The organism is Actinomadura oligospora ATCC 43269 (assembly GCF_000518265.1).
Lineage (GTDB): Bacteria > Actinomycetota > Actinomycetes > Streptosporangiales > Streptosporangiaceae > Spirillospora > Spirillospora oligospora.
In genome coordinates, this window is sequence record NZ_JADG01000003.1 from 1,064,473 (window position 1) to 1,084,683 (window position 20,211).

The 20,211-nt window shown below is 69.7% G+C and carries 21 protein-coding genes; 11 read left to right on the plus strand and 10 right to left on the minus strand.

What is annotated here, in order from left to right; genetic code table 11:
* Positions 1-5: 5 nt before the first annotated feature.
* Complete coding sequence (locus P696_RS0104330; RefSeq protein ID WP_026411359.1) at positions 6-557, minus strand: TetR/AcrR family transcriptional regulator; 552 nt, start codon at positions 555-557, stop codon at positions 6-8.
* 63 nt (positions 558-620) lie between these two features.
* On the opposite strand from P696_RS0104330, the gene P696_RS43210 reads away from it, so the two are divergent.
* The 5 genes from P696_RS43210 (at position 621) to P696_RS0104350 (ending at position 4,690) form a co-directional block, all read left to right on the plus strand.
* Entirely contained in the window at positions 621-1,232 is a 612-nt protein-coding gene (locus P696_RS43210) for a TetR/AcrR family transcriptional regulator (protein ID WP_051466772.1), read from the plus strand.
* A gap of 93 nt (positions 1,233-1,325) precedes the next feature.
* A complete protein-coding gene (locus P696_RS43215; RefSeq protein WP_211245601.1) occupies positions 1,326-1,754 on the plus strand; it encodes a TetR/AcrR family transcriptional regulator in 429 nt (142 codons plus the stop codon).
* Positions 1,694-1,864, plus strand: coding sequence for a hypothetical protein (locus P696_RS57280; RefSeq protein ID WP_211245602.1), 171 nt, complete (start codon positions 1,694-1,696; stop codon positions 1,862-1,864). Before P696_RS43215 ends, P696_RS57280 begins: the two co-directional genes overlap by 61 nt.
* A 101-nt stretch (positions 1,865-1,965) precedes the next feature.
* Positions 1,966-3,441: a purine-cytosine permease family protein gene (locus tag P696_RS0104345; protein WP_051466774.1), complete on the plus strand. Its 1,476-nt coding sequence runs from the start codon at positions 1,966-1,968 to the stop codon at positions 3,439-3,441.
* A 97-nt stretch (positions 3,442-3,538) separates the two neighbouring features.
* Positions 3,539-4,690, plus strand: a complete 1,152-nt coding sequence (locus P696_RS0104350) for an agmatine deiminase family protein (RefSeq protein WP_026411361.1) — start codon at positions 3,539-3,541, stop codon at positions 4,688-4,690.
* A 165-nt stretch (positions 4,691-4,855) separates the two neighbouring features.
* Here P696_RS0104350 and P696_RS0104355 read toward each other — a convergent pair whose 3' ends face one another.
* From P696_RS0104355 to P696_RS0104385, 5 genes are all read right to left on the minus strand, one after another.
* The gene (locus tag P696_RS0104355) at positions 4,856-5,692 is read right to left on the minus strand and encodes a DUF4436 family protein (protein WP_034482832.1); all 837 of its coding nucleotides are present in this window, start codon (positions 5,690-5,692) and stop codon (positions 4,856-4,858) included.
* A 70-nt stretch (positions 5,693-5,762) separates the two neighbouring features.
* The gene (locus P696_RS0104360) at positions 5,763-6,758 is read right to left on the minus strand and encodes an agmatine deiminase family protein (protein WP_211245603.1); all 996 of its coding nucleotides are present in this window, start codon (positions 6,756-6,758) and stop codon (positions 5,763-5,765) included.
* Between the two features lie 634 nt (positions 6,759-7,392).
* Entirely contained in the window at positions 7,393-9,918 is a 2,526-nt protein-coding gene (locus P696_RS0104370) for an SMI1/KNR4 family protein (RefSeq protein ID WP_026411364.1), read from the minus strand.
* Positions 9,919-10,087: 169 nt separating this feature from the next.
* Positions 10,088-11,116, minus strand: a complete 1,029-nt coding sequence (locus tag P696_RS52045) for a hypothetical protein (RefSeq protein ID WP_051466776.1) — start codon at positions 11,114-11,116, stop codon at positions 10,088-10,090.
* A gap of 956 nt (positions 11,117-12,072) precedes the next feature.
* The gene (locus P696_RS0104385; RefSeq protein ID WP_026411366.1) at positions 12,073-12,720 is read right to left on the minus strand and encodes a peroxiredoxin-like family protein; all 648 of its coding nucleotides are present in this window, start codon (positions 12,718-12,720) and stop codon (positions 12,073-12,075) included.
* 216 nt (positions 12,721-12,936) lie between these two features.
* Here P696_RS0104385 and P696_RS0104390 point away from each other — a divergent pair, with 216 nt between their 5' ends.
* Entirely contained in the window at positions 12,937-13,563 is a 627-nt protein-coding gene (locus P696_RS0104390; RefSeq protein WP_026411367.1) for a TetR/AcrR family transcriptional regulator, read from the plus strand.
* Positions 13,564-13,866: 303 nt separating this feature from the next.
* Here P696_RS0104390 and P696_RS0104395 read toward each other — a convergent pair whose 3' ends face one another.
* Positions 13,867-14,322 (minus strand): ArsI/CadI family heavy metal resistance metalloenzyme, encoded by a 456-nt coding sequence (locus P696_RS0104395; protein ID WP_026411368.1) that lies wholly within the window; start codon positions 14,320-14,322, stop codon positions 13,867-13,869.
* 297 nt (positions 14,323-14,619) lie between these two features.
* Here P696_RS0104395 and P696_RS0104400 point away from each other — a divergent pair, with 297 nt between their 5' ends.
* Positions 14,620-14,985: an ArsR/SmtB family transcription factor gene (locus tag P696_RS0104400; protein WP_026411369.1), complete on the plus strand. Its 366-nt coding sequence runs from the start codon at positions 14,620-14,622 to the stop codon at positions 14,983-14,985.
* A gap of 548 nt (positions 14,986-15,533) precedes the next feature.
* On the opposite strand, the gene P696_RS0104405 is transcribed toward P696_RS0104400, so the two are convergent.
* The 3 genes from P696_RS0104405 to P696_RS0104420 all read right to left on the minus strand — a co-directional run bounded on the left by P696_RS0104405 (position 15,534) and on the right by P696_RS0104420 (position 16,950).
* On the minus strand, positions 15,534-15,773 hold the full coding sequence (locus P696_RS0104405; RefSeq protein ID WP_026411370.1) for a hypothetical protein: 240 nt from the start codon (positions 15,771-15,773) through the stop codon (positions 15,534-15,536).
* 108 nt (positions 15,774-15,881) lie between these two features.
* Entirely contained in the window at positions 15,882-16,004 is a 123-nt protein-coding gene (locus P696_RS58680) for a hypothetical protein (RefSeq protein ID WP_281174910.1), read from the minus strand.
* 508 nt (positions 16,005-16,512) lie between these two features.
* Positions 16,513-16,950 (minus strand): arsenate reductase ArsC, encoded by a 438-nt coding sequence (locus P696_RS0104420; protein WP_034482836.1) that lies wholly within the window; start codon positions 16,948-16,950, stop codon positions 16,513-16,515.
* Positions 16,951-17,070: 120 nt separating this feature from the next.
* Between P696_RS0104420 and P696_RS0104425 the strand changes: the two genes are divergently transcribed.
* The 4 genes from P696_RS0104425 (at position 17,071) to P696_RS0104440 (ending at position 19,781) form a co-directional block, all read left to right on the plus strand.
* Complete coding sequence (locus P696_RS0104425) at positions 17,071-17,385, plus strand: ArsR/SmtB family transcription factor (protein WP_026411372.1); 315 nt, start codon at positions 17,071-17,073, stop codon at positions 17,383-17,385.
* Positions 17,382-18,491 (plus strand): ACR3 family arsenite efflux transporter, encoded by a 1,110-nt coding sequence (arsB, locus tag P696_RS0104430; RefSeq protein WP_026411373.1) that lies wholly within the window; start codon positions 17,382-17,384, stop codon positions 18,489-18,491. The genes P696_RS0104425 and arsB overlap by 4 nt, the downstream gene beginning before the upstream one ends.
* A 29-nt stretch (positions 18,492-18,520) precedes the next feature.
* Positions 18,521-18,775 (plus strand): hypothetical protein, encoded by a 255-nt coding sequence (locus P696_RS59015; RefSeq protein WP_157429508.1) that lies wholly within the window; start codon positions 18,521-18,523, stop codon positions 18,773-18,775.
* Between the two features lie 298 nt (positions 18,776-19,073).
* A complete protein-coding gene (locus P696_RS0104440; protein WP_026411375.1) occupies positions 19,074-19,781 on the plus strand; it encodes a hypothetical protein in 708 nt (235 codons plus the stop codon).
* Positions 19,782-20,211: the final 430 nt, after the last annotated feature.

A 20,211-nucleotide genomic window follows, 5' to 3' on the forward strand; every position in this document is an offset into this window, starting at 1 on the left:
AGGCGTCAACCCAGTTCGACGGCGATCGCGTCGCGCATCAGGTCCCGGGCGCGGTCCAGGGTCAGCGTCCCGCTGAGCCAGCGCTGACTCAGTCCCTCGACGAAGGCCGTGAGGCGTTCGGCGGCGGCCACCGGGTCGGCGTGGTCAGACGCCTGCGTGACGAGTTCGGCGATCTCCTCGACCCACACCCGGGTCGCGTCGCGGAGCTGCTCCTGCAGGTCCTCGTCGAAGACCGCGCTGGCCCGCAGCTCGCCCCAGGCCGTGCTGTTCTCCTGGACGGCCGGGACGTCCTGGAGCTCCAGCAGGAGGGTCTGTTCCAGTTCCTCGCGCGCAGTGGCGGCGCGCGGGCGGTCCTCGGTCGTGTAGTGGGACGCGCGGTCGCTGACGAATTCCAGCGTCTGGCGCAGCAGCCCGGCGCGGTCCTTGAAGTAGTAGTAGAGGAGGGTGGTCGACACGCCCGCCTCCGCGGCGAGCCTCTCGACCCGCAGGCCCCGCACGCCGTCGCGGGCGATGCTCCGGGTCGCCGCCTCCAGGATCGATCGCCGCCGGTCCGTCACGGATGGCGACGGTACCAGATATGATATTGACTGAAAGTTTGGTCAGCCGAGTGGAGTGGTCCTGTGTCGGAGCGTCAGCAGCTCATCCTGTCGGCCGCCGTTCGCGTCATCGCCCGCGACGGAGTGCGGGGGCTGCGGATGGAGGATCTCGCCGCCGAAGCGGGCGTGTCCACCGCGCTCATCTACTACCACTTCAGGAACCGCGCCGGGCTGATGCGCCGCACGCTGGAGTACGTCAGCGAGCGGGCCGGGCGCTACACCGACGAGGCGATCGCCCCCGACACCGATCCCCGGACACACCTGGAACTCCTCCTGCTGCACGAGCTCCAGGACACCCCGGCCATCAGGGAGAACAGCACCGCCTGGGGCGAACTGCGGGCCAGCGCCACCTTCGACCCGGTGCTGCGCGAGCCGGTGCGCGCGGCGACCGCCGAATGGGTCGACGACATCGGCGGGCTGATCGAGGAGGCCGTGGCCGAGGGGCGGGTGGCCTCGCACGTGTCGCCCGAGGGCGCCGCCGAACGGTTGACGGCCCTGGTCGAAGGGCTCAGCGAGCGCTGGCTGAGCGGCACGATGACGTTGGATCGGGCCCAGAATCTGCTGCGGGACGCGATCGCCCTCGAGCTTGACCGCGCCCCTCGGCGGACCAGTACAGCCGGCAGCGGCATTTCTTGATGGCAACACCTGAATTCCGGTCAGTGGCGGGCGCGGTGACAACTCGGAGTCATGTTGGCCTCTCTCGCGGATGGACCCTCTGAGCATCGCCGGATGATCCTGGAGGCGGCGGTGCGCCTGGTGGGTCGCGAGGGCCTGGGCGGGCTGCGGACCGGGCCACTGGCCGCCGAGGCCGGGCTGAGTCCAGGCTGGATTCCCCGCCTGTTCGAGGACCGGGCCTCGTTCGTCCGGCAGCTCGTCGAGGTCGTCCACGACCGGGCGGTGGCCTACACCGGCGAAGCCGACGCGATCACGGCCGATCCGCGCGCCCGGCTCGAACTGCTGCTCCTGCTCGAACTCCAGGAGACCCCCGAGGTGCGGGAGACCAGCGCCACCTGGGCACGGCTGCGGGCCTCGGCCGCGACGGATCTCGCTCTGCGGAATCCGTTGCGGCGGGCCACCCAAGACTGGAATCGCGTCCTGTGCATCGCGATCCGGCGGGGGACGTCCTGGCGGCTCCCGAGGACGCGGCGGAGCGGCTGACGGCGCTGGTCGAGGGACTGAGCGGACGCTGGCTGAACGGTTCGCTCTCTCTCGACCGGGCGCAGAAGCTGCTCGGCGACGCGATCGCCGTCGAACTGGACCGCCCCTGAAACTCCGCCCGAGGGTTGCCGCGCACGCAAGCGATCCGAGCATTGACTGAATTTTCAGTCACACCGGAGGATGAGAGGCACCTGACCAAAGGAGGTGCCTCATGGGCAAGACGATCCCCTCAACCCCTGTGCCCCTCGCAGACGGTCCCGCTCGTGGACGGCACCGGCGCGAGATCGAGCAGCACTCCATCGACTGGGTGCCCCTGTCGGAACGGCACGGCCGGACCTCCAGCCTCGGCGCGATCTGGTTCGTCGGGAGCCTGAACCTCACCGGCTTCGCGACCGGAGTGGTCACCCTGTCGCTGGGGGCGACCCTCTTCTGGACCACGGTCGCGACCGTGCTCGGCTCGCTGTTCGGCACGTTCTTCATGGCCTTCCACTCCGCGCAGGGCCCCCAGCTCGGCCTGCCCCAGCTCCTCCAGTCCCGGCCGCAGTTCGGTTACCTCGGCGCCGCGCTCACGGTCTGGGTGTTCGCCCTGGTCAACTACGTCGCGTTCAACACCTCCGACGCGCTGCTGGCCGGGGACGCGGCGCACACGCTGTTCGGGCTCCCCAACACGCTCGGCTACGTGCTGGCCGCGGTCGCCGCCGCGGTGATCGCGCTGTACGGGTACGACTGGATCCACCGGATCAACCGCTGGCTGACCTGGCCGTTCATCACGGTGATGACCGTCCTCACCGCGACCGCGCTGTTCGGCGGCGGCCTGCGCGCGGGGGCGTGGGCACCCGGACGGTTCGACCTGGCGAGCTTCATGCTCGTGTTCGTCTTCGTCGCGGGCTTCCAGCTGGGCTGGGCGCCGTACGTGTCGGACTACTCCCGCTACCTGCGGCCCGAGGTGTCCACACGGGCCGCCTTCTGGTGGACGTACCTGCCGAGCGCGGTCTCGGCCGTCTGGGTGTTCGTGCTCGGCGCGGTCGTCTCGGCCGCCGCGCCGCACGACGCCACTCCGGTCGCCGCGCTGAAGTGGTCGGCCGACCGGCTCATGCCCGGGTTCGGCGCGGCCGCGGTCGTCCTGCTGCTCGCCGGACTGCTGTCGATCATGGCGATCAACCAGTACGGCGGCAGCCTGACGATGATCTCGGTCGCGGACTCCTTCCGGCCCGTCCGGCCGACCCGGGCCCTCAGGGCGATCACCATCGGGCTGATGTTCGTGCTGGTCGGGATCTGCTCGACCGTCGTCGGCATCGACCGGTTCAACTGGTTCTTCGCCCACGTGGTCGTCGCGCTGACCTACCTGTTCATCCCGTGGACCGCCGTCAACCTGGTGGACTTCTTCCTCGTCCGGCGCGGTCTCTACATCGTCCGGGAGATCTTCAACCCGCACGGCGTCTACGGCCGGTGGGGATGGCGCGGGAACCTCGCCTACCTGCTCGGCCTGGCCGCCATGACCCCGTTCATGGTGATGACCGGCGTCTACACCGGGCCCGCGGCCGCCCGCCTCGGCGGCGTCGACTACTCGATGCTGATCGGCCTGCCCGTCGCGGGGCTCCTCTACCTGCTGTTCTCCCGGAGCCTCGACCTCGCCGCCGAGCGGGAGCTGGTCCGCGCCGAAGGCCTGCTCACCGACCTGCACTGATCCACCCGACCGAACTGGTCCATCCCCGACCGGGTGACGCGGCCGAACCGATCCACACGACTGACATGGTCCACCTCGACCGAAGGGACGATCCGTCATGCACGACACTCCGATCAGCCGTCGAAAGATGCTCGCGGGGACCGGCCTGGCCGTGGCCGGCCTGACCGCCGCCCAGCTGCTGGGTGACGCTCTGCCCGCGTCGGCGGCCACGTGGCGGGTGCCCGCCGAGGACGAGCCCCACCTGCGAACCTGGATGACCTGGCCGTCCAGCACCACGATCTGGGGCAGCCTGCTGGCAGGCGTCCAGGCCGACATCGCGACCCTCGCCAAGGAGGTCGCCCGCCACGAACCGGTCTTCATGGTCGCCAACGGCACGACGGCCGCGTCCAAGGCCCGCAGCATGTGCGGCTCGACCGTCACGGTGCTCTCCTCGATCCCCGACTCCGACTGCTGGATCCGCGACACCGGCCCGATCTTCCGCGTCGACGGCACGGGGAACCGCGACGCGTTCGGCCTGAACTTCAACGCCTGGGGCGAGAACGCCACCAGCTACTACGGCATCCCCGCCTCGGCCTACGACAACGACCGCACGATCGCCGGGAAGGTCGCCGCCTACGCCGGGGTGCCCTTCACCAAGGCCGGGGTCACCGGCGAGGGCGGCGGCATCGAGTACGACGGCGACGGCACCCTGATGGCCACCGAGAGCTGCTGGATCAACAGCAACCGCAACCCGGGCAAGACCAAGGCCCAGATCGAGGCCGAGCTGCTGGCCCGCTTCGGCGCGACCAAGATGATCTGGCTTCCCGGCCTCGTCGGCCAGGACGTCACCGACGACCACATCGACGGCACCGCCCGCTACATCCGTCCCGGCGTCGTGATGGTCCAGCTGGACGGAGCGGTCAGCTCCCCGGTCTGGGCGGCCAACGCCCAGGCCATCCACGACGCCCTGGTCGGCGCGACCGACGCGCGCGGCCGCACGCTCCAGGTCATCACCATCCAGGGGCCCGACACCCTGCCGCGGATCCCCCGCGGCAAATGGTCGGCCTTCCTCAGCTCGTACATGAACTGGACCGTCACCAACGACGCGATTGTCACCGTCCAGTTCGGCGACACGGCCCGGGACGCGGCCGCCAAGACCGCCATCTCCGCCGCCTTCGGCCGGCCGGTCGTCCAGCTGAACCTGGACAACCTCTACGGCAACGGCGGCGGCGGCGCGCACTGCGTCACCATGCAGGAACCCAAGCCCTGAGGGTGATCCCCCGTGACCCGGCCGGGTCACGGGGGATCACCATCCCCGCGCCCTGCCGGGCCGGCCGTAGCCTCTCCCGGCGCAGGTGCCTCCCAGGCTGATGCGTCCGCATCAGATCGGCTGGATCATCCACTCGGCACGCGCGGAACGGTCTGTTCGCCGCCCTTACGGGGCGGTGCCGGTGAATTCGGTCCTCGCTCCGGCGATCACCACGCACGTCAACGAAGCGGCGATGATCATCTCTGCCCAGAGGAAGGCGGTGTAGTCGACCAGGCAGCCGAAGGGAGGGGTTCCGGGAGCGGTGTTGCGGAAGGCGGCCAAGGCGAACAGCGTCGCCGCCATCCAGCCCAGGGCCGGCCAGACCAGGCCGCGCCGACGGGAGACCAGGAACCAGGTGGCGAGCACCACCGCGCCTGCCAGTGCCCACATGGCGGCCATCATGAACAGCGCGAACAGCAGCACACTGGTCGTCCGCTCGATGCCCACGTCGAAGGAGGCCGCGCCGTCGATCTGCTCGGCCGCCATGTCCTGGGTGAACAGCGGGTCGCGACCGGTGAGGGTCATGCTGACGGGCACGGCGGCGCCGCCCGCCTGCGCGGCGACCTCGATCAGGGTTCCGTAGGCGTCGAAGGGGTAGTCGGCGACCGACCCGCTGCTCAGCGACACTGGCACGTCCACGCTGGAGATGCGGGCGTGGGCGGGGAAGCGCAGGTCACCGCGGACCAACGCGGAGGTGAGGAGCGTCAGGTCGGTGGCCGGTGCCAGACCGCCCGACTCGCCCAGGTCGCCGCGCGGCACGACCAGCAGGCGCAGGGTGAGCTGCCTGGCCGTCGCGTCCACGTGCTGGATCGAGGCCCGGATGTCGATGCGGTCCGGGGCCGTGCTGACGGCGGCGTGGCGCACGCCGAGCGTGCGGCGCTCGTCGATCTGGAGCCAGGCGCCCAGGACGATGACCGCGACCACGGCCATGCCGGCCGCGACCGCCAGTAGGCGCCGGATCATGGCATCCCCCCGCTGTTCCAGCGTGGTCTGCCCGGCGCGCCCTGCGTCCCAACGGAGCCCACGCGAATGTTTAGTTCCGCTTGGGCATTTGCTGGGTGGAGCAGTGGATGCCGCCGCCGCCCTCGCCGAGGGTGTCGACCGGCACCTGGACGACCTCGCGGCCGGGGTACAGATCCTTGACGATGGCGGCCGCGTCCCTGTCGGCCTTCTTGTCGCCGAAGCGGGGCAGGATGACGCCGCCGTTGACGACGTAGTAGTTCACGTAGGTGGCCAGGAAGCCCTCGCCGCGGCGGCCGATGTCGACCGGTTCGGGCAGTTCGACCAGCTCCAGCTTCTTGCCGCGGGCATCGACGGCCGAGCTCAGCACCTTGTGCGCCTGGTCGTAGGCGGCCGTCCAGGCATCCTGGGGGGCGTCCTCGGGCGGGGTGCTGACCACCACGACGCCGGGTTCGGAGAACCGTGCCAGCGCGTCGATGTGGTAGTCGGTGATGTCCTTGCCCTTGACGCCCTTCACCCAGATGAAGGTGGTCGCGCCGACGGTCTCCCTCAACGCGCGCTCGATGTCGGCCTTGGACTTGCCGGGGTTCCGGTTGTCGTTGATCAGCGAGCTCTCGGTGGCCATGAGCGTCCCCACGCCGTCGACCTCGATCGAGCCGCCCTCGGCGACGATCGGCGCCTGGATCCTGGTGACATGCTCCCTGGCCAGGATCCGGCGGGCGACCTTCCCGTCGCGGGAGTGCTCCTGCTTGCCGCCCCAGCCGTTGAAGTTGAAGTCGACCCCGGCGATGTCCTTGCCGGAGAGCACGAAGGCGGGGCCGGTGTCGCGCGTCCACAGGTCATCGACGGGAATCGGGACGACCTCGACCTGCGAACCGCACGCGCGCTGCGCGGCCACGACGTCCTGGGGGTTGGCGAGCAGGATCACCGGCTCGAACTCGCCGATCGCGCGGGCGATTCCGGCGATGTCCTCGCGCACCGCCGCCGTGTCGGACTTCCAGATCAACTCGGTCGGCCACGACATGAAGGTCCGCTCGTGCGGATGCGTCTCCTCCGGCATCAGCCACATGGCCTTCCCCGCCGACGTGCTCCGCCCCGATGTGCCCGCCCCTTCGACGCCGGTCGGGGATGAGCCACAGGCGGCCAGCGCGCCGCCAACGGCGGCCAAGAACGCTGTCTGTAGCGTCTGACGTCGCGAAACCCGCACAACCATCCCCCTGACTGAAAAATCCATCAGGGCCGACCCTACCTGACCGACCCGGTAATCGAGGACAGCGAGGTCAGGGAAGGCGTGTTGGGACGCCGCCCAGGTCAGCGCGTCATCGCCCGTCGCGCCTACTGCCAGGGCGCGTTCTGCCAGGACGCGTTCCGGTCCGGCCGTCCGGAAGGCCCGGGCCGGGGCCGGCCGGTCTGGGCCACGCCGAGCGCAGCGCGTCGGCGGACGCCGCCCCCGGCTCACCCCCGAACAAGCCACCCTCGCCCAAGAGCTCTACGACGCCCGCATCAAAACCGTGCAGCAGATCGCCGGCCTCTTCGACGTCCCCCGCCCCACCGTCCACGGCCACCTCGACAAGAGCACCACCGTGCTCCGCCAGCCGAAGAAGCGCCCCGCGGAAGCGTAACCAGCAGACAACGATCTTCAGTGGGGCCTGCCTTGCGGCTCGCCGTAGCCTTCCTCAGGGGTCCTGGGCCCTGACGGTGCGTTAGTACTGCCCGATGTAGTGCTGGACGCCGCCGCCCCTGGGGAGCCGCCGCGCCCACTCCGCAATCCTGCTCGGGGACGGGTCGTCGGACAGGACGGCCATCGCCAGGCCGGGCAGCGTGACATTCTGCCGCCAGAGCTCCTGCCACTGTTCGTACCGCAACGACAGGTAGTGCAGACGGCTCATCCGGCCCAGCGCGGCCAGGTCCATGACCGGCGATCCGCACAGGTCCAGTGCGTAGAGCCGGGGCACGGTGACCAGCGGTTCGAGGTCGACGGCGTGCTGCGCGCGCACCCGCACCGCGCGCAGCGTCGGATGGCCCGCGATCGGCGTCAGGTCGAGGGCCTCCACGTCCTCAAGCGTCAACGCCTCGACGGCTGTCTCCCGGAGCGGGCCGAGATCGGCCGACCGGCACTGCGTCAGCTCCAACTTCAGGAGCCGGATGCCTCGGACGGTGCGCAGATCAATGTCGCCCCCGCCCCGCACCCACAGACTCTGGGTGTTGTGGCCGGGATTCAGCACCTCACGACAGGCCCAGACCGTGGACGCGTCGGGCTCGTTCTCGCTCTCCCGGGCGAGGGCCATGTCACCGAGATCGATCCGCAGGTCGTCGTCCCCACACGTCCAGTCGCCCCACTCGAGTGCCTCCACGTGGCGGCGCAGCAGCGAGGTGACCGAGTCGGCGACGTAGGTGGGGCCGTCTCGCCGCAGGCCGATGCGGATGACCTGGCCGGGACGGCCGCCCGGCCCGGGGTCCATGTCGACGGCGAGGTACTCGTTGTTCCCACCGTCGGCGAACGGGATCCAGCCATCCCGGTCGATGGAACGCCGGACCGCCCCGGGCGGGCCGTCGTCCAGCATGATCCTCCATGGGTCCGGGTCGAACAGCGGCACGTTGTCCATCCAGTAATGATCACTTCCCAGTTCTGACACAAGGGACGCTGGAAGCCAGTCGTAGCCATTGTCAATGAGTCCCAGGTCATCACCGCCGTCCATCACGTCGTAGAGGGCGCGCAGATCGTCGGGAAGCGGGTATTCCAGGTCTGCGAACATTTCCTCGCGATCCGCTGCCGGCGGCGGCAGCTCATCGGAGTGGCCGAGGATCTCCTCGCGGCGCTGGAGGTAGGCGCGCAGCAGGCAGACCGCCTCGGCGGGATCTCCGGCCTGCGTCGGATCGGCGGGCCCGTCCACCTCATCGCCAGGGCCGCTGGGCAGTGCCTCCTCGTCGAGGACGCAGGCGGCGCCCGAGTTCTCCGCGCGACCGCCAACGGCGGCCTCGAACCACCCCGAAGGATGCACGACCACCGTGACCGCCATACCACGGCCGAGGCGCAGCGCCTTGCGCAGGTCGAACGGGAGACCCTGGTTCTTGAGGGTGCCGTCAGGCAGGGTGAAATGGCCTTTGGTACCTCCGCCGATGGTGAACGTGGCGCGTCGCCAGCCGTCCGGGGCCCGGGCGGCGGTCTGTACCGCCAGGCGCCGCAGCACCTCGGTAGCCTGGGGGTCCTGCTCGTTCTCCGCGGCCCGGAGGCCGGTCAACCGCCAGAAGTCCGGACGGCCGCGCAGACCGTCGTGGTCGGGGTCGGCGAGGATCTCCTCGGTGATCCACGGGGCGAGCCGGACCGCCTCGGCGAGATCGTCGAGCGCGGCGTCCTCGTCACCGAGCAGCGCATGGACCCACCCGCGGTAGTGGCGCACCTTGGCGCCGGGGTGCAGGGCCGCGGCCTCGTCGATCACCCGAAGTGCCTCGCGGGCACGCCCGGACTCGCCGAGCTCCAGGACCCGGGACAGCCAGCCGAGCAGATACCCGGGGTCCTCCCGGGTGGCGCGCTCCCAGTCCACCGGCCGGATGCCCGCCAGCAGACAGGTCGCGGGACCTGCCATGCCGCCGTCCGCCGCCCGTTCCATGGCCGTTGCGGCCTCCGCCGGATCGGCCTCCATGAGCAGCCAGCCACGCCACAGCTCGGCGAGTCCGGGTTCTGCGCCAGCGGCCAACGCCCGATCGAACGACTCCAGCGCCACGTGCAGCATCCCCGCGTCCAACGCGGCGAACGCGACGTCCAGCCAGCGATCGGACGAGCCGTCCGCGGCGGCGATCGCGGGGATCAGCGGCCCCGCTGGGCGCCGGGGCATCTCCTCCAACATGAACCCGCTGAGCCCGATCGGCCGCACCGACCGTTCCCGGAACACCGCCGCGCGGGCCATCAGCGGCTTCAGAACGTTCTTGGCGAGAGTCCCGCCTGGTGACGCCGCTGCAAGAAGGTCGAGCCCGGCGGCTGTCCGGTCGACGCCCTCGAAGCCCATCCCCGCGGGATCGGTGAAGCCGAGAACGTCGACCACGAAGACCTCGTCGCCGGCCGCGAAGATCAGCCCTTCCGGGATGTCGCCTTCGCACCGCCCGGCCCGGGTGGTTCCGTAGGTGCAGCGCCAGAACGTCCCGTCCGGCCAGACGCGCTCCATCGTCCCGCTCCTGCGCCATTCCCAGCCCGCGGCCGCCAGCCGCTCGCGCACCCTCGCCTCCGTCATGGCACCCGATTATGGGACGCCAAGATCACCCATGACGGACTTTCCGTCCACATGGCGGGGTGTTCGACAACGGGAGGCGACATCGCCCGACCAGTCGTCTGAGTCGCGGATTCCTCCTGGAGATCGGGCGGTGGTTGGGCCTTGCACCGATGCGGTCGGGTTCAGGTCCTCAGGCGAGGTTGGGTTTCGTTGCTATCCAGGTGCGCAGTTGTTCGGCGAGGGCAGGGTCGTGGAGGTCGGCCAAGTGGTGGGCGGCTGCGCTGATGAGGTTCTTGGCCTGCCGTGAGGCGCGCATCGCCGGGAGGTTGTCAGGGCTCAGGACGCAGGGAACCCGTGCTTGGTCGAGGGTGAGTGGGAGGGCGCTGAGGCAGTCGCGGACGATCTGGTCCGCGGTCGGCAGCTCCTCGGCGAGCTCGGCGGTGTAGCCATGGAAGCCGAGGGAGGAGCTGAAGGCGGCGATCCGGACGGCCGTCTCACCGGCAGAGAACGCACCGTCCTGATGGGAGCGGTCAACGGCCCACAGGTAGAGGCGGGTGGCGAGGACGCGTTGATCGGCATTGCGGTGGATCGTCTGCTCGATCTGGAGGAACAACCGCAGCCACCAGTTGGCCTCGTCGCCCACGTCGGGTCGGTGGCGGTTGATCCAGGCAGAGCGCCGCTCATCGGATGCCTGGAGAAGGTGCCTGATGCGCTGCTGGTCGACGGGCGCGTCGGTGGCCTTCCGTGCGACTGCCTCAGCTGGCAAGGGGGCGATGATGCGGTCGATTTCGCCGTCGGCGGCGAGGATGTGGGCCCCGGTGTCCGGCTGCCAGTACTCCTGATACCCGGCGTTCGTGCTTGGTAGCTCGACCAGGTCGACGCCGAGGTCCGCCAGCGCGTCCCGAAGATCCTCGAAGCGGAGCGAGACCTGCAGCGGACCGTAGCGCTCTCGGATCGGGCCGGCCGCGACATCGGCTCCCGCCGAGCTCAGGCGGTGTAGCTGCACGGTGAAATGAGTGCCTCGCCATTCCGGCCTGTCAGCGCCGCGCTCCCAGAAGAACTCGACCAGGCCGTGATCCCGCCACATCTGTCCCTCGCTCCGGTTCTCCGCCGGAGTGGCGCCGAGGATCTTGTCGACCTCTTCGGGACTGCTGGTGTGGTCAGCGCCCAGGACCGAGCCACGGGCGACGACATCGATCGCGAACTCCAGCGTGCTCACGGCCGTGGCCCTCCCTTCACGAGCTCGAAGCCGGACATCCCGCCCCTGCAACCGCGGACCAGAGCTTAACCAGCGCCGCCTGACCGGCCCTCTCCCCCGGGCCGCAGAAGAAGCTGGGGTGGTAGGTAGGTCGCCAGAACCGGGCTGTGGGAAAGTGCGCACCTGGGACGGGAAGCTTGTGGGCGGTATGCGGTGACTGGACGGCCAGCGGCCTTGAGTCCGGACGGACGTGCCCGCACATTGGTGACCGGGGCCGCGACCGGCCGCCGGGATTATCCGGCCTCGCCGTTCCGGGTCCCGGCTCGTCCGCCTCGTGTGTGTTCGGAACCGGTGTCTGAGCGCGCGGGGCCTGCCGCCCTTGCCCGGTCGGTTTGCTGCTCATGGTCGTGGCGTTCCAGCGGCGGCGGAGGCGATCGCGCTGGATGTGACCGACGCCGAAATCCGGCACGTGAACGGCCTCACGCGAAGGAGGGCGCAACCGACAGGCTGGACTCGCGGCGTTTCATGCTCCGCTCCTACCAGGAACGACGTAGCCCGATGATCCCTTCTGCGTATTCCAGCTGCCCGCTTGGCTGGCCGGGGCACTGATGCGTGGGGCCCGCTGCGGATCCTGTGGCTGGTGAACGGCGGTCCTGTTCCGCCCTGAAGCTGGCAGCGGTCCTGGTCTGCAGCGCGATGGGCAACCGGTTGGCGCTGGCGTGGTGGTCGGTGGCCGCCCGAGAATGTCTTGACGAGCCGGTCGGCGACCTCGATGGGGTCGAACCGGTCGAGCAGTTGTGGGGCGTGTTTGCCTCGGGGTTCATCCTGCCGACGCGGGGGCGGCGTGCCGACGGGGGCCGACCGGCTGCCGCCGTGACCGCGCTCCGGCTGGTGGTGATGGCCTCGCAGCGAGCCAGGCGTGAGGGAGAGCGGTGGGTGCGGCGGCTGCTGGGCGGCGGTCGCCGCACCCACTCGGGTCAGCCGAGCGCGGTGAGTGCGGCGAGGATGTCGGTGGGCTCGGCGCGGGCGGTGTAGTCGGTGTCGACGAAGGCCCAGGCGATGGTGTGGTCGGTGCCGATGACGTAGGTGGCCGGTAGCGGCAGGGTGCGGGGGTGTCCTGCGTTGACGCGCTGCAGGTCGAAACCGAGCTTGTCGTATACCGCGGCCAGCCCCTCGGTCACCTCGAAGGCCAGACCGTAGGCGGCGGCGGTTTCCGAGCCCACGTCGCTGAGGACGTCGAAGGCCAGCGCGTGCTTTTCGGTCAGCGTCAGCGACTCGTCGGGGATCTGCGGTGAGACCGCAACCAGGCGCGCGCCTCGTTCGGTGATCTGGTCGTGGTGCTGCTGGAGCGCGCGCAGCGCCAGGTTGCAGTAGGGGCACCAGGCGCCTCGGTAGAAGGTCAGCACGACCGGCCCGACGGCGAGCAGGTCGTCCAGCGCGACGGTCTGGCCGCTGGCCGAGGGGAGGGAGAAGCCGGGCGCGGTGTCGCCGACGGTCAGGGCCTTGTCGGCCTGCCCGGAGGCGGCGAGTTCGGCGGCGGCCGCGCCCATGATGGCCTTGACCTCGTCGGGCATCTGCTTGCGGCGGGCGGTGTAGAAGGCGCGCAGTTCGGCCTGGAGGCTCATGAGGGGTCCCTTCTTGGAATGTACGGTCCAAGTTGACGGCAGACGAAAACTACGGGGCGGCGAACGAGCGGCACTCCGTCGTCACCAGGGCGCGCAGCAGCGCGACCGCCCTGGTGAAACGGCGGGTCCGCCCCGAGGGTCGGGAGTGCGGCATGGCGTCAGGATGACACATCGACTGCTATCTTGGAACCACTGTTCCAAGATAGCGAGGTGGCGATGCCTGACATCAAGCACTTCGACCCCGACGCCGCGTTGGAAACGACCCTGCGGCTGTTCTGGAAGCAGGGGCCGGAAGCGACCGGCATCCAGGACGTCGTGTCTGCCACCGGCCTCAGCCGTTCCAGTCTGTATGCGACCTTCGGCGGCAAACACGATCTCTACCTGGCGGCGTTGCAGCGCTATGTGGAGCAACGCTCGGAGCCGACCTTCCAGCGGCTCGCTAAGGACGAGCGCGGCCTGCCCGCGATCGCCGACTTCTTCTCCGAACTGGTCACCGCCCGCTGCACTGGACAGTTCGCCCGTTGGGGCTGCATGGTCGCCAACGCTCACGCCGCCACACAGAGCCTCACTGCGCAGAACACCGCCGGGCAGGACGCCGATACGCGGGTGCGGGCCGTTCTCGACCGGCACCACGAGCAGCTCTGCCAGGCACTGACCCAGGCGCTCACCACCGCCCGGTCCTTGGGACAGCTGGCCCCCGGCACAACGCCCCGCTCCGCCGCGGAGGTGCTCGCCTTGCTCGCCTACGGGGTCAACCTGCGCTCGCGCAACGGCGCCGACGCGCACACGCTCAACCAGACGATGAAGACCGCCCTGGACGCCCTCATGCCACCGCGCCGATAGCTCGATGAAATGGCCACGGATCTTGCGATCCGGCGGCACCGACCGATCAACGGCGATAGCGAGCCGGAGGGGCGAGCCAGCGCCGTCCAGGGTCCGTTCAGACGCGGTCAGCCGTTGGGGATGCTTCCTGACCAGGATGGTGTGGTCGCCGCAGTTCGGCGGCTCGGAAGTGGCATGCGGGACGTCCGGCGCACCGGGATCCGAATCCGCCGACGGCGTGGCACCGCTGGTCGATTGCCCGCACGGCGCGCTACCGCAGTTGTCGACTCTGGCGTTGGCGGGGCCGACAACCGTGGAGACGGTTCAGCAGCAGGACGACTTGTCGGCCGGGACCTTCGCCTCAGTGGTTGCGGGGATGCAGCAGGCCGAGTCAGTGGCCTTCTCGAGGGTGTCGGCGTCGCCCTTCACGACGTAGACCTCCCAGGGCTCTCCGCCCGGGGCGGTGACCCAGACCTTGTCCTGCAGGGCGTAGCAACAGGAGGTGTCGTTCTCTTCGAGGGTGACCAGTCCTTCGCCGGTGAGGCGGTCGGTGGCGGCCTTGACCTGGTCGGTCTGCTCGACCTCGACGCCGAGATGGTCCAGGCGGGTCGGCTCGTCGCCCTCGCCCTCGATGAGGACGAGCTTCAGCGGCGGTTCGGCGATGGCGAAGTTGGCGTAGCCGGGACGGAGCTTGGCGGGCTGGACGCCGAACAGCTTGGAGTAGAAGGCGATCGAGCCCTCCAGGTCGGACACACGCAGGGCGAGCTGGACGCGAGACATGGGTTCCTCCTCGGAGCCGATGTGGTGTTCGGGTGGGTTGTCCGCGAATCAGGGGCGGAGCCTGGTGCGGGTTGCGAATGCGGCGGCGCGGGTCCAGCCCCCCTGCGCTTCTGCGCGGCAGGAGGTGTCGCTATCTGTCCGGCCCCGCGGGCTCCACTGCTCCACGCCGGGCGCGGGTGATGATCACACGGACAGGGTGATGAGGTGACGACTCATGCCCTCCTGATTAGATAGTTGTCTAAGTAGTGCCCGACCCCGAGTTTGCGCTCTTGGATAGATGAATGTCAAATTAGAGGCATGTCGAAGCTGCTGGAGATCGAGGACGTGTCCGGGGGGCGGTGCTGCGCCCCGCTGAGTGGGCCGCTGCTGGGTGAGGACGAGGCCGTCGAGCTGGCGAAGGTGTTCAAGGCGCTGGCCGACCCGGTCCGGCTCCGGTTGCTGAACATGATCGCCGCGGCCGCCGGCGGTGAGATGTGCGTGTGCGATCTGACCGGTTCGTTCGACCTGACCGCGCCGACGATCTCCCACCATTTGAAGGTGCTGAAGCAGGCGGGCCTGATCGAGGGCGAACGCCGCGGCACCTGGGTGTACTACCAGGCGGTTCCTCAGGCGCTGACCCGCCTGTCCGGCCTGTTCGCGCTGCCGACCCTCGCCACCGCCTGACCGTCCTCCGGGCTCATTGCGGGGCCGCCGCCGATGCACGTCGTACCGGTTGGATGGCACGCAGCGGGCAGGCCAGGACGTGGCGAGCATCGGCCCCCGACTCCGCGCAGGGGCGCCGCGGCGAACTGGCGTTGCCATTCGGGGCCCACGAACCCCAGCCCCGGATGCGTCCCACTGACCCCGTCCCGGCGGATCGGCGGGCCATCGCCATCGAGTGCGCCGAGGTCGTCCAGGTACTCGACGGCCGGTATCCGGCCTCGAGCAACAGCACGCCGGCCTTCCGCTAGACCCGCCCTCCCACGGGACCCAAATCGGAATGATTGATCACGACACCACACACGCCCTGATCGTGGTGTGGCTGATGCTGGATGCCGCCACCCTGGTGGATGGTCTGGGGGGCGGGGCGCGGCCATGAGTGGCATGAAAGGTTGTGTGGTCGCGGGGCGGCTTCACGGTGTGGCACCACGCGCGCGACTGTGGGCGGTTCCGCGTTTCCGCCGGCATTGTGGGGTGGACTGAGCCGCGAGGATGGGTCGTGATCTGCTCGTTCAAGACATCGGAGGGACCGTGACGTAGACGCGCTCGAGCCGGGAGCGCTCCGCCTCAGCCGACCGAGCGCGCAGGATTTGTGCCCCGGCGACCGCGGAGACCGCGAACCGTGCGTCGGGATCGGCCGCGGCCACCAGGTCGAGGTGGGCCAGGGTGCCGTTGCTCGGACGCGTGTACCAGATCGACGGGGTCAGGAAGCCCCCGTCGTGGTACTCGTCCCAGTCGGCGACCGTGACCATGCGAAGAAGTCGTCCTCCCCCCCGCTCGGCGGCGCGGGCCACCAGCCGCGCCACCGCGCGGCGGACCCGCAGCGCGTTGCGCTCCGGCTGGGGCAGGCCCTAGAGGAACTACAACTGCGCGTAGCGGGAGTAGAGGGGGACCTCGTCGGAGTCCTCAACCAGACCGAAGAACCCGTCGAGGTCATCGAGCCCCTCGTCGGCGAGTGGGGCGTCGAACCCGTCGGTGGACATCGTGCGCTACACATCCCATCCGTACGATCGGAAGCCAGTCCGTGGTCTTCTGGCTGTACTACGGGCCCCGTCGCGGAACCTACCCGTCCTGGTTCAGGGCTGCCCCAAGCCTGTCGGCGAGCCCGAAAGAGCTCCCTGACAGACATGCCGGCCAGGCGGCATCTCTGTCGCGCGGTAGTTTGCGCGGTCAGCGGCGGGGAGCAACCGTCCTTTGCCGCCGGTCAGCAGCGGATGCCGCGTGACCAGGGCGACCTTGGACTGGGCGGTCAGGCAGGTCATCACCTCGTCCTGGCCGGGATGGCCGCCGGGATGACAGGGAGGGCGCGGCCCGGCAAGGCGCTGCGGTGGGCCAGGGAGAACGACATCAGGGGCTGTCGTAGTGCGGCGGCCAAGAACCGGTCGTCCGCGAGGACGCCGTCCGGCAGCGGAAACCCCTCCCCCAATCCTGGGGCTGATTCCCGGTGAGGGTGAGGCCAGGCAACCTGGGGGGCGGCGAGAAGCCGAACGCTCAGGCGCGGGGTGCGGTCAGTTCGGTGAGGAGGGTTTTGACGCGGGTGCGGATCTCGTCGCGGATGGGGCGGACGGCGTCGAGGCCCTGGCCTGCGGGGTCGTCGAGTTTCCAGTCGAGGTAGCGCTTGCCGGGGAAGACGGGGCAGGTGTCGCCGCAGCCCATGGTGATGACGACGTCGGACGCGCGGACGGCGTCGGCGGTGAGGATCTTGGGGGTCTCGGCGGAGATGTCGATGCCCTCTTCGCGCAGGGCCTCGACGACGGCGGGGTTGACGTGGTCGGCGGGCTCGGACCCGGCGGAACGTACCTCAACGGCGTCGCCGGCCAGGTGGGACAGGTAGGCGGCGGCCATCTGGGAGCGTCCGGCGTTGTGCACGCAGACGAACAGCACGCTCGGCCGGGCGGACTGTCCCGGAGCGGCGGACGGATCGGACACGTGAGCTCCCTGGTGTGGTGGTGACCAGCCGCATCGGGCCCCTTCGCTGTCTCAACCGGTCTTCTGCCTGGTCGGGGGCTGTTTGGGGCGCGACGACACCGACTGCTAACGTATCAGCCCATGGTGATGTCAGTCGAGAATGATGTGACCAGGCTGCTGGCCGACCCGCTGCGGGCGCGCATCGTGGAGCTGCTGGCCCGCGAGGCGCTGTGCACCTGTCACCTGGTGGAGGAGACCGGCGCCAAGCAGACCAACGTGTCCAATCACCTGCGGGTTCTACGTGAGGCCGGGTTGGTGGAGACCGAGCCGTGCGGCCGGTTCACCTATTACCGGCTGCGCCCCGAGCCCATGCGCGCGCTGGCCGTCCGCTTCACCGAATTGGCCGCCGCCGCCGAGCAGACTCGCAACGATGGCAGCCGGAGGCCCTGTCCGTGACCCAGACCAGCCATCCTGCCACCGCCACCGCCACGACCGGTGACCCGGCGCGGAACCTCGCCGGCAGGCTCTCGACGCTCGACCGGTTCCTGCCAGTGTGGATCATCGCCGCGATGGTCCTCGGGCTGCTGCTGGGACGGGCCGTCCCGGGCCTGGACGACGCGCTGTCGAAGGTGGAGGTCGTCGGGGTCTCGCTGCCGATCGGCCTGGGCCTGTTGGTGATGATGTACCCGGTGCTGGCCAAGGTCCGCTACGACCGGCTCGACACCGTGACCGGCGACCGGCGGCTCATGCTGTCCTCGCTGGTGGTCAACTGGCTGGTCGGCCCCGCGGTCATGTTCGCGCTCGCCTGGGTCTTCCTGCCCGACCTGCCCGCCTACCGCACCGGACTGATCATCGTCGGCCTGGCGCGCTGCATCGCCATGGTGATCATCTGGAACGACCTGGCCTGCGGGGACCGCGAGGCCGCCGCCGTCCTGGTCGCGCTGAACTCGCTGTTCCAGCTGCTGGCGTTCGGCGTCCTCGGCTGGTTCTACCTCAGCGTCCTGCCCGGATGGCTCGGCCTGGCCACCGACGACCTGAACTTCTCCGTCGGCAAGATCGTGGTGAACGTCCTGGTGTTCCTCGGCGTCCCGCTGCTGGCGGGGTACCTGACCCGCCGCATCGGGGAGGGGAGCCGCGGCCGCGCCTGGTACGAGGAACGGTTCCTGCCCCGGATCGGCCCGGTCGCGCTGTACGGGCTGCTGTTCACGATCGTCGTCCTGTTCGCGCTGCAGGGTCACACCATCACCTCGCGGCCCGCCGACGTCGCCCGGATCGCCCTTCCGCTGCTGGCCTACTTCGCGATCATGTGGTTCGGCTCCTTCGCCCTCGGACGCGCCGCCGGTCTCCCCTACCCGCGCGTCGCGACGCTCGCGTTCACCGCCGCGGGCAACAACTTCGAACTGGCCATCGCGGTCGCCATCGCCACCTTCGGCGTCACGTCCGGCCAGGCCCTCGCCGGGGTCGTCGGCCCGCTCATCGAGGTCCCCGTCCTGGTGGGCCTGGTGTACGTCTCGCTGTGGCTGCGCCGCCGCGCGGACGCGGGTGTCGTGCCGGGCGTCTGACGGCCTCGGACCTGTCGGACGTCGTCGTGGTGGGCGGCGGCAAGGCCGGGCTGGCGGCGGGCTACTGCCGACGCCGTACCGGACTGGACTTCGTCATCCTTGACGTCCAGAACGAAACCCGACGGGGCCTGGCCCGCCTGGCCGAACACCACGTCGGCTGCCACGCAGGAACCCTCACCGCCGACCAGTACCGCGCCCACCGGCTGGATGCGGGCTTCATCGACGTCACAGTCCCGTCTGCCAAGCAGCATTCGGTGATCATCCAGGCCGTCACACCAACGTGACCTGGCCGGCCCCACGGATCACGGTGGGCAAGACCGGCCCGGGCGGACGACCGGCGGCCGCCGATGCGTGTTCGTTGGAGCGCCAGATCGATCGGCGAGGTCGCAAGGAGAACCTTCGGTCGACAGGTCAGCAGCACAGGAACTGCGCCTCAAGCAGTAGTGCGCCAATGCCTGACGACACGAATTGAGCCGCACGGCGCCTCGGGCTCGTCCCGCTGTCGCGCGGGCCACATCGCGTGAACGTAAGGGGTTGCCGCATTCGGCGGCGCGATGCGCTGTGCCGCCCTACGCTCGTCCGATGATCGAGTTGAGCGGCTATGAGCAGACCTGGATAGACGTCCTGGACGAGCTGCAGAACTGCCCGGAGATCGAGGTCCTCAACGAGTACCGAGAGATCGACCCGGAGGTCGAGGACGCCGAGACCAGCCTCAGCGCCGTCGCCCACGTCACCAGAATGCCGCTGGGGGCGTCCTTCCGGGATTGCCATTTCCGGTTCGAATACCTCGGCAGCGCGTGGCAGAGCGCAGAGAGCAAGGACCACTTCATCACCGGGGAGTTCTGCCTGCAGCCCCTGGAGACCACCGTGCTGAACCAGTCACCGCTCGAACTGTGGGCCGATATGACGCCCGAGCAGGAACGGCTTCAGTTCGAACTCCGGGCCATCGACGGAACGCCCGAGTGGGGCACCGGCCATCTCGCCGCACTGCGTGTTCAGCCAGGCATCGCCGAGCCCGAGATCTGGTTCGACAAAACCAGCGACCACTACTACCAACTGGAACTCGACTACCAGGGCTACCTTGACGCCCTACGCGTCACCAAGGGCACCTTCGGCTGGCAGTACCTGTTCACCGCCTCACCGCTCAACGGCGGCAAGGCAACGCTCGACAGACTCCGGACGATGCTCGACCTGTTTCCGAAGTGGTTTCCCGATCACGACTACGAGCCGTTCCGGCGGCGCTTGAACCTGGCCATCAGCCGTCCGTGGCCGCGCGGCGCGAGAAAATGATCCCTCGGCGGGGAGGTCGTCTCGCCCCGAGTCCGGAACGGCACGGCCAACTCGGGCGGAGGCCCTCGAACGGCCAGGTTCACGTGTACTCCACCTGCTCCGGTGGGGTCGGACGAGTTCCAGTAGGGGGCGGTCGTAGAGCGGCGAGTGGAGGAGTTCGACAACGTCGTCCAGCGCGCGACGTCCGCGGGGATCGGGCCTTGGCGACGCGCCTGCTCCAGCCTGTGCGCCCGGCCCTCGACGCCGGGGGGCCATGCGGATTCGGGGCGGCGGCAAAGCCCAGAACGGCAACCTCTCGACCGTGGCCGTACAGGTCGGCGCGCTGCCTGTGCCCAGACGGGCGGCCCAGGAAGGAGGAGGGGCCAGCCCTGAACAGGCCGCGGGTGACCTCCGCCGATCGGCACTCACCTATTGAGCGCCGTCGGCCGGA

Bases quoted from the DNA above. Each gene is read 5' to 3' on its own strand.
- P696_RS43215 (WP_211245601.1), top strand. From the start codon at position 1,326: ATGATCCTGGAGGCGGCGGTGCGCCTGGTGGGTCGCGAGGGCCTGGGC.
- P696_RS0104345 (WP_051466774.1), top strand. From the start codon at position 1,966: ATGGGCAAGACGATCCCCTCAACCCCTGTGCCCCTCGCAGACGGTCCC.
- P696_RS0104350 (WP_026411361.1), top strand. From the start codon at position 3,539: ATGCACGACACTCCGATCAGCCGTCGAAAGATGCTCGCGGGGACCGGC.
- P696_RS0104355 (WP_034482832.1), bottom strand. From the start codon at position 5,692: ATGATCCGGCGCCTACTGGCGGTCGCGGCCGGCATGGCCGTGGTCGCG.
- P696_RS0104360 (WP_211245603.1), bottom strand. From the start codon at position 6,758: ATGTGGCTGATGCCGGAGGAGACGCATCCGCACGAGCGGACCTTCATG.
- P696_RS0104370 (WP_026411364.1), bottom strand. From the start codon at position 9,918: ATGACGGAGGCGAGGGTGCGCGAGCGGCTGGCGGCCGCGGGCTGGGAA.
- P696_RS0104385 (WP_026411366.1), bottom strand. From the start codon at position 12,720: ATGAGCCTCCAGGCCGAACTGCGCGCCTTCTACACCGCCCGCCGCAAG.
- P696_RS0104390 (WP_026411367.1), top strand. From the start codon at position 12,937: ATGCCTGACATCAAGCACTTCGACCCCGACGCCGCGTTGGAAACGACC.
- P696_RS0104395 (WP_026411368.1), bottom strand. From the start codon at position 14,322: ATGTCTCGCGTCCAGCTCGCCCTGCGTGTGTCCGACCTGGAGGGCTCG.
- P696_RS0104400 (WP_026411369.1), top strand. From the start codon at position 14,620: ATGTCGAAGCTGCTGGAGATCGAGGACGTGTCCGGGGGGCGGTGCTGC.
- P696_RS0104405 (WP_026411370.1), bottom strand. From the start codon at position 15,773: ATGGTCACGGTCGCCGACTGGGACGAGTACCACGACGGGGGCTTCCTG.
- P696_RS58680 (WP_281174910.1), bottom strand. From the start codon at position 16,004: ATGTCCACCGACGGGTTCGACGCCCCACTCGCCGACGAGGGGCTCGAT.
- P696_RS0104425 (WP_026411372.1), top strand. From the start codon at position 17,071: ATGGTGATGTCAGTCGAGAATGATGTGACCAGGCTGCTGGCCGACCCG.
- P696_RS0104440 (WP_026411375.1), top strand. From the start codon at position 19,074: ATGATCGAGTTGAGCGGCTATGAGCAGACCTGGATAGACGTCCTGGAC.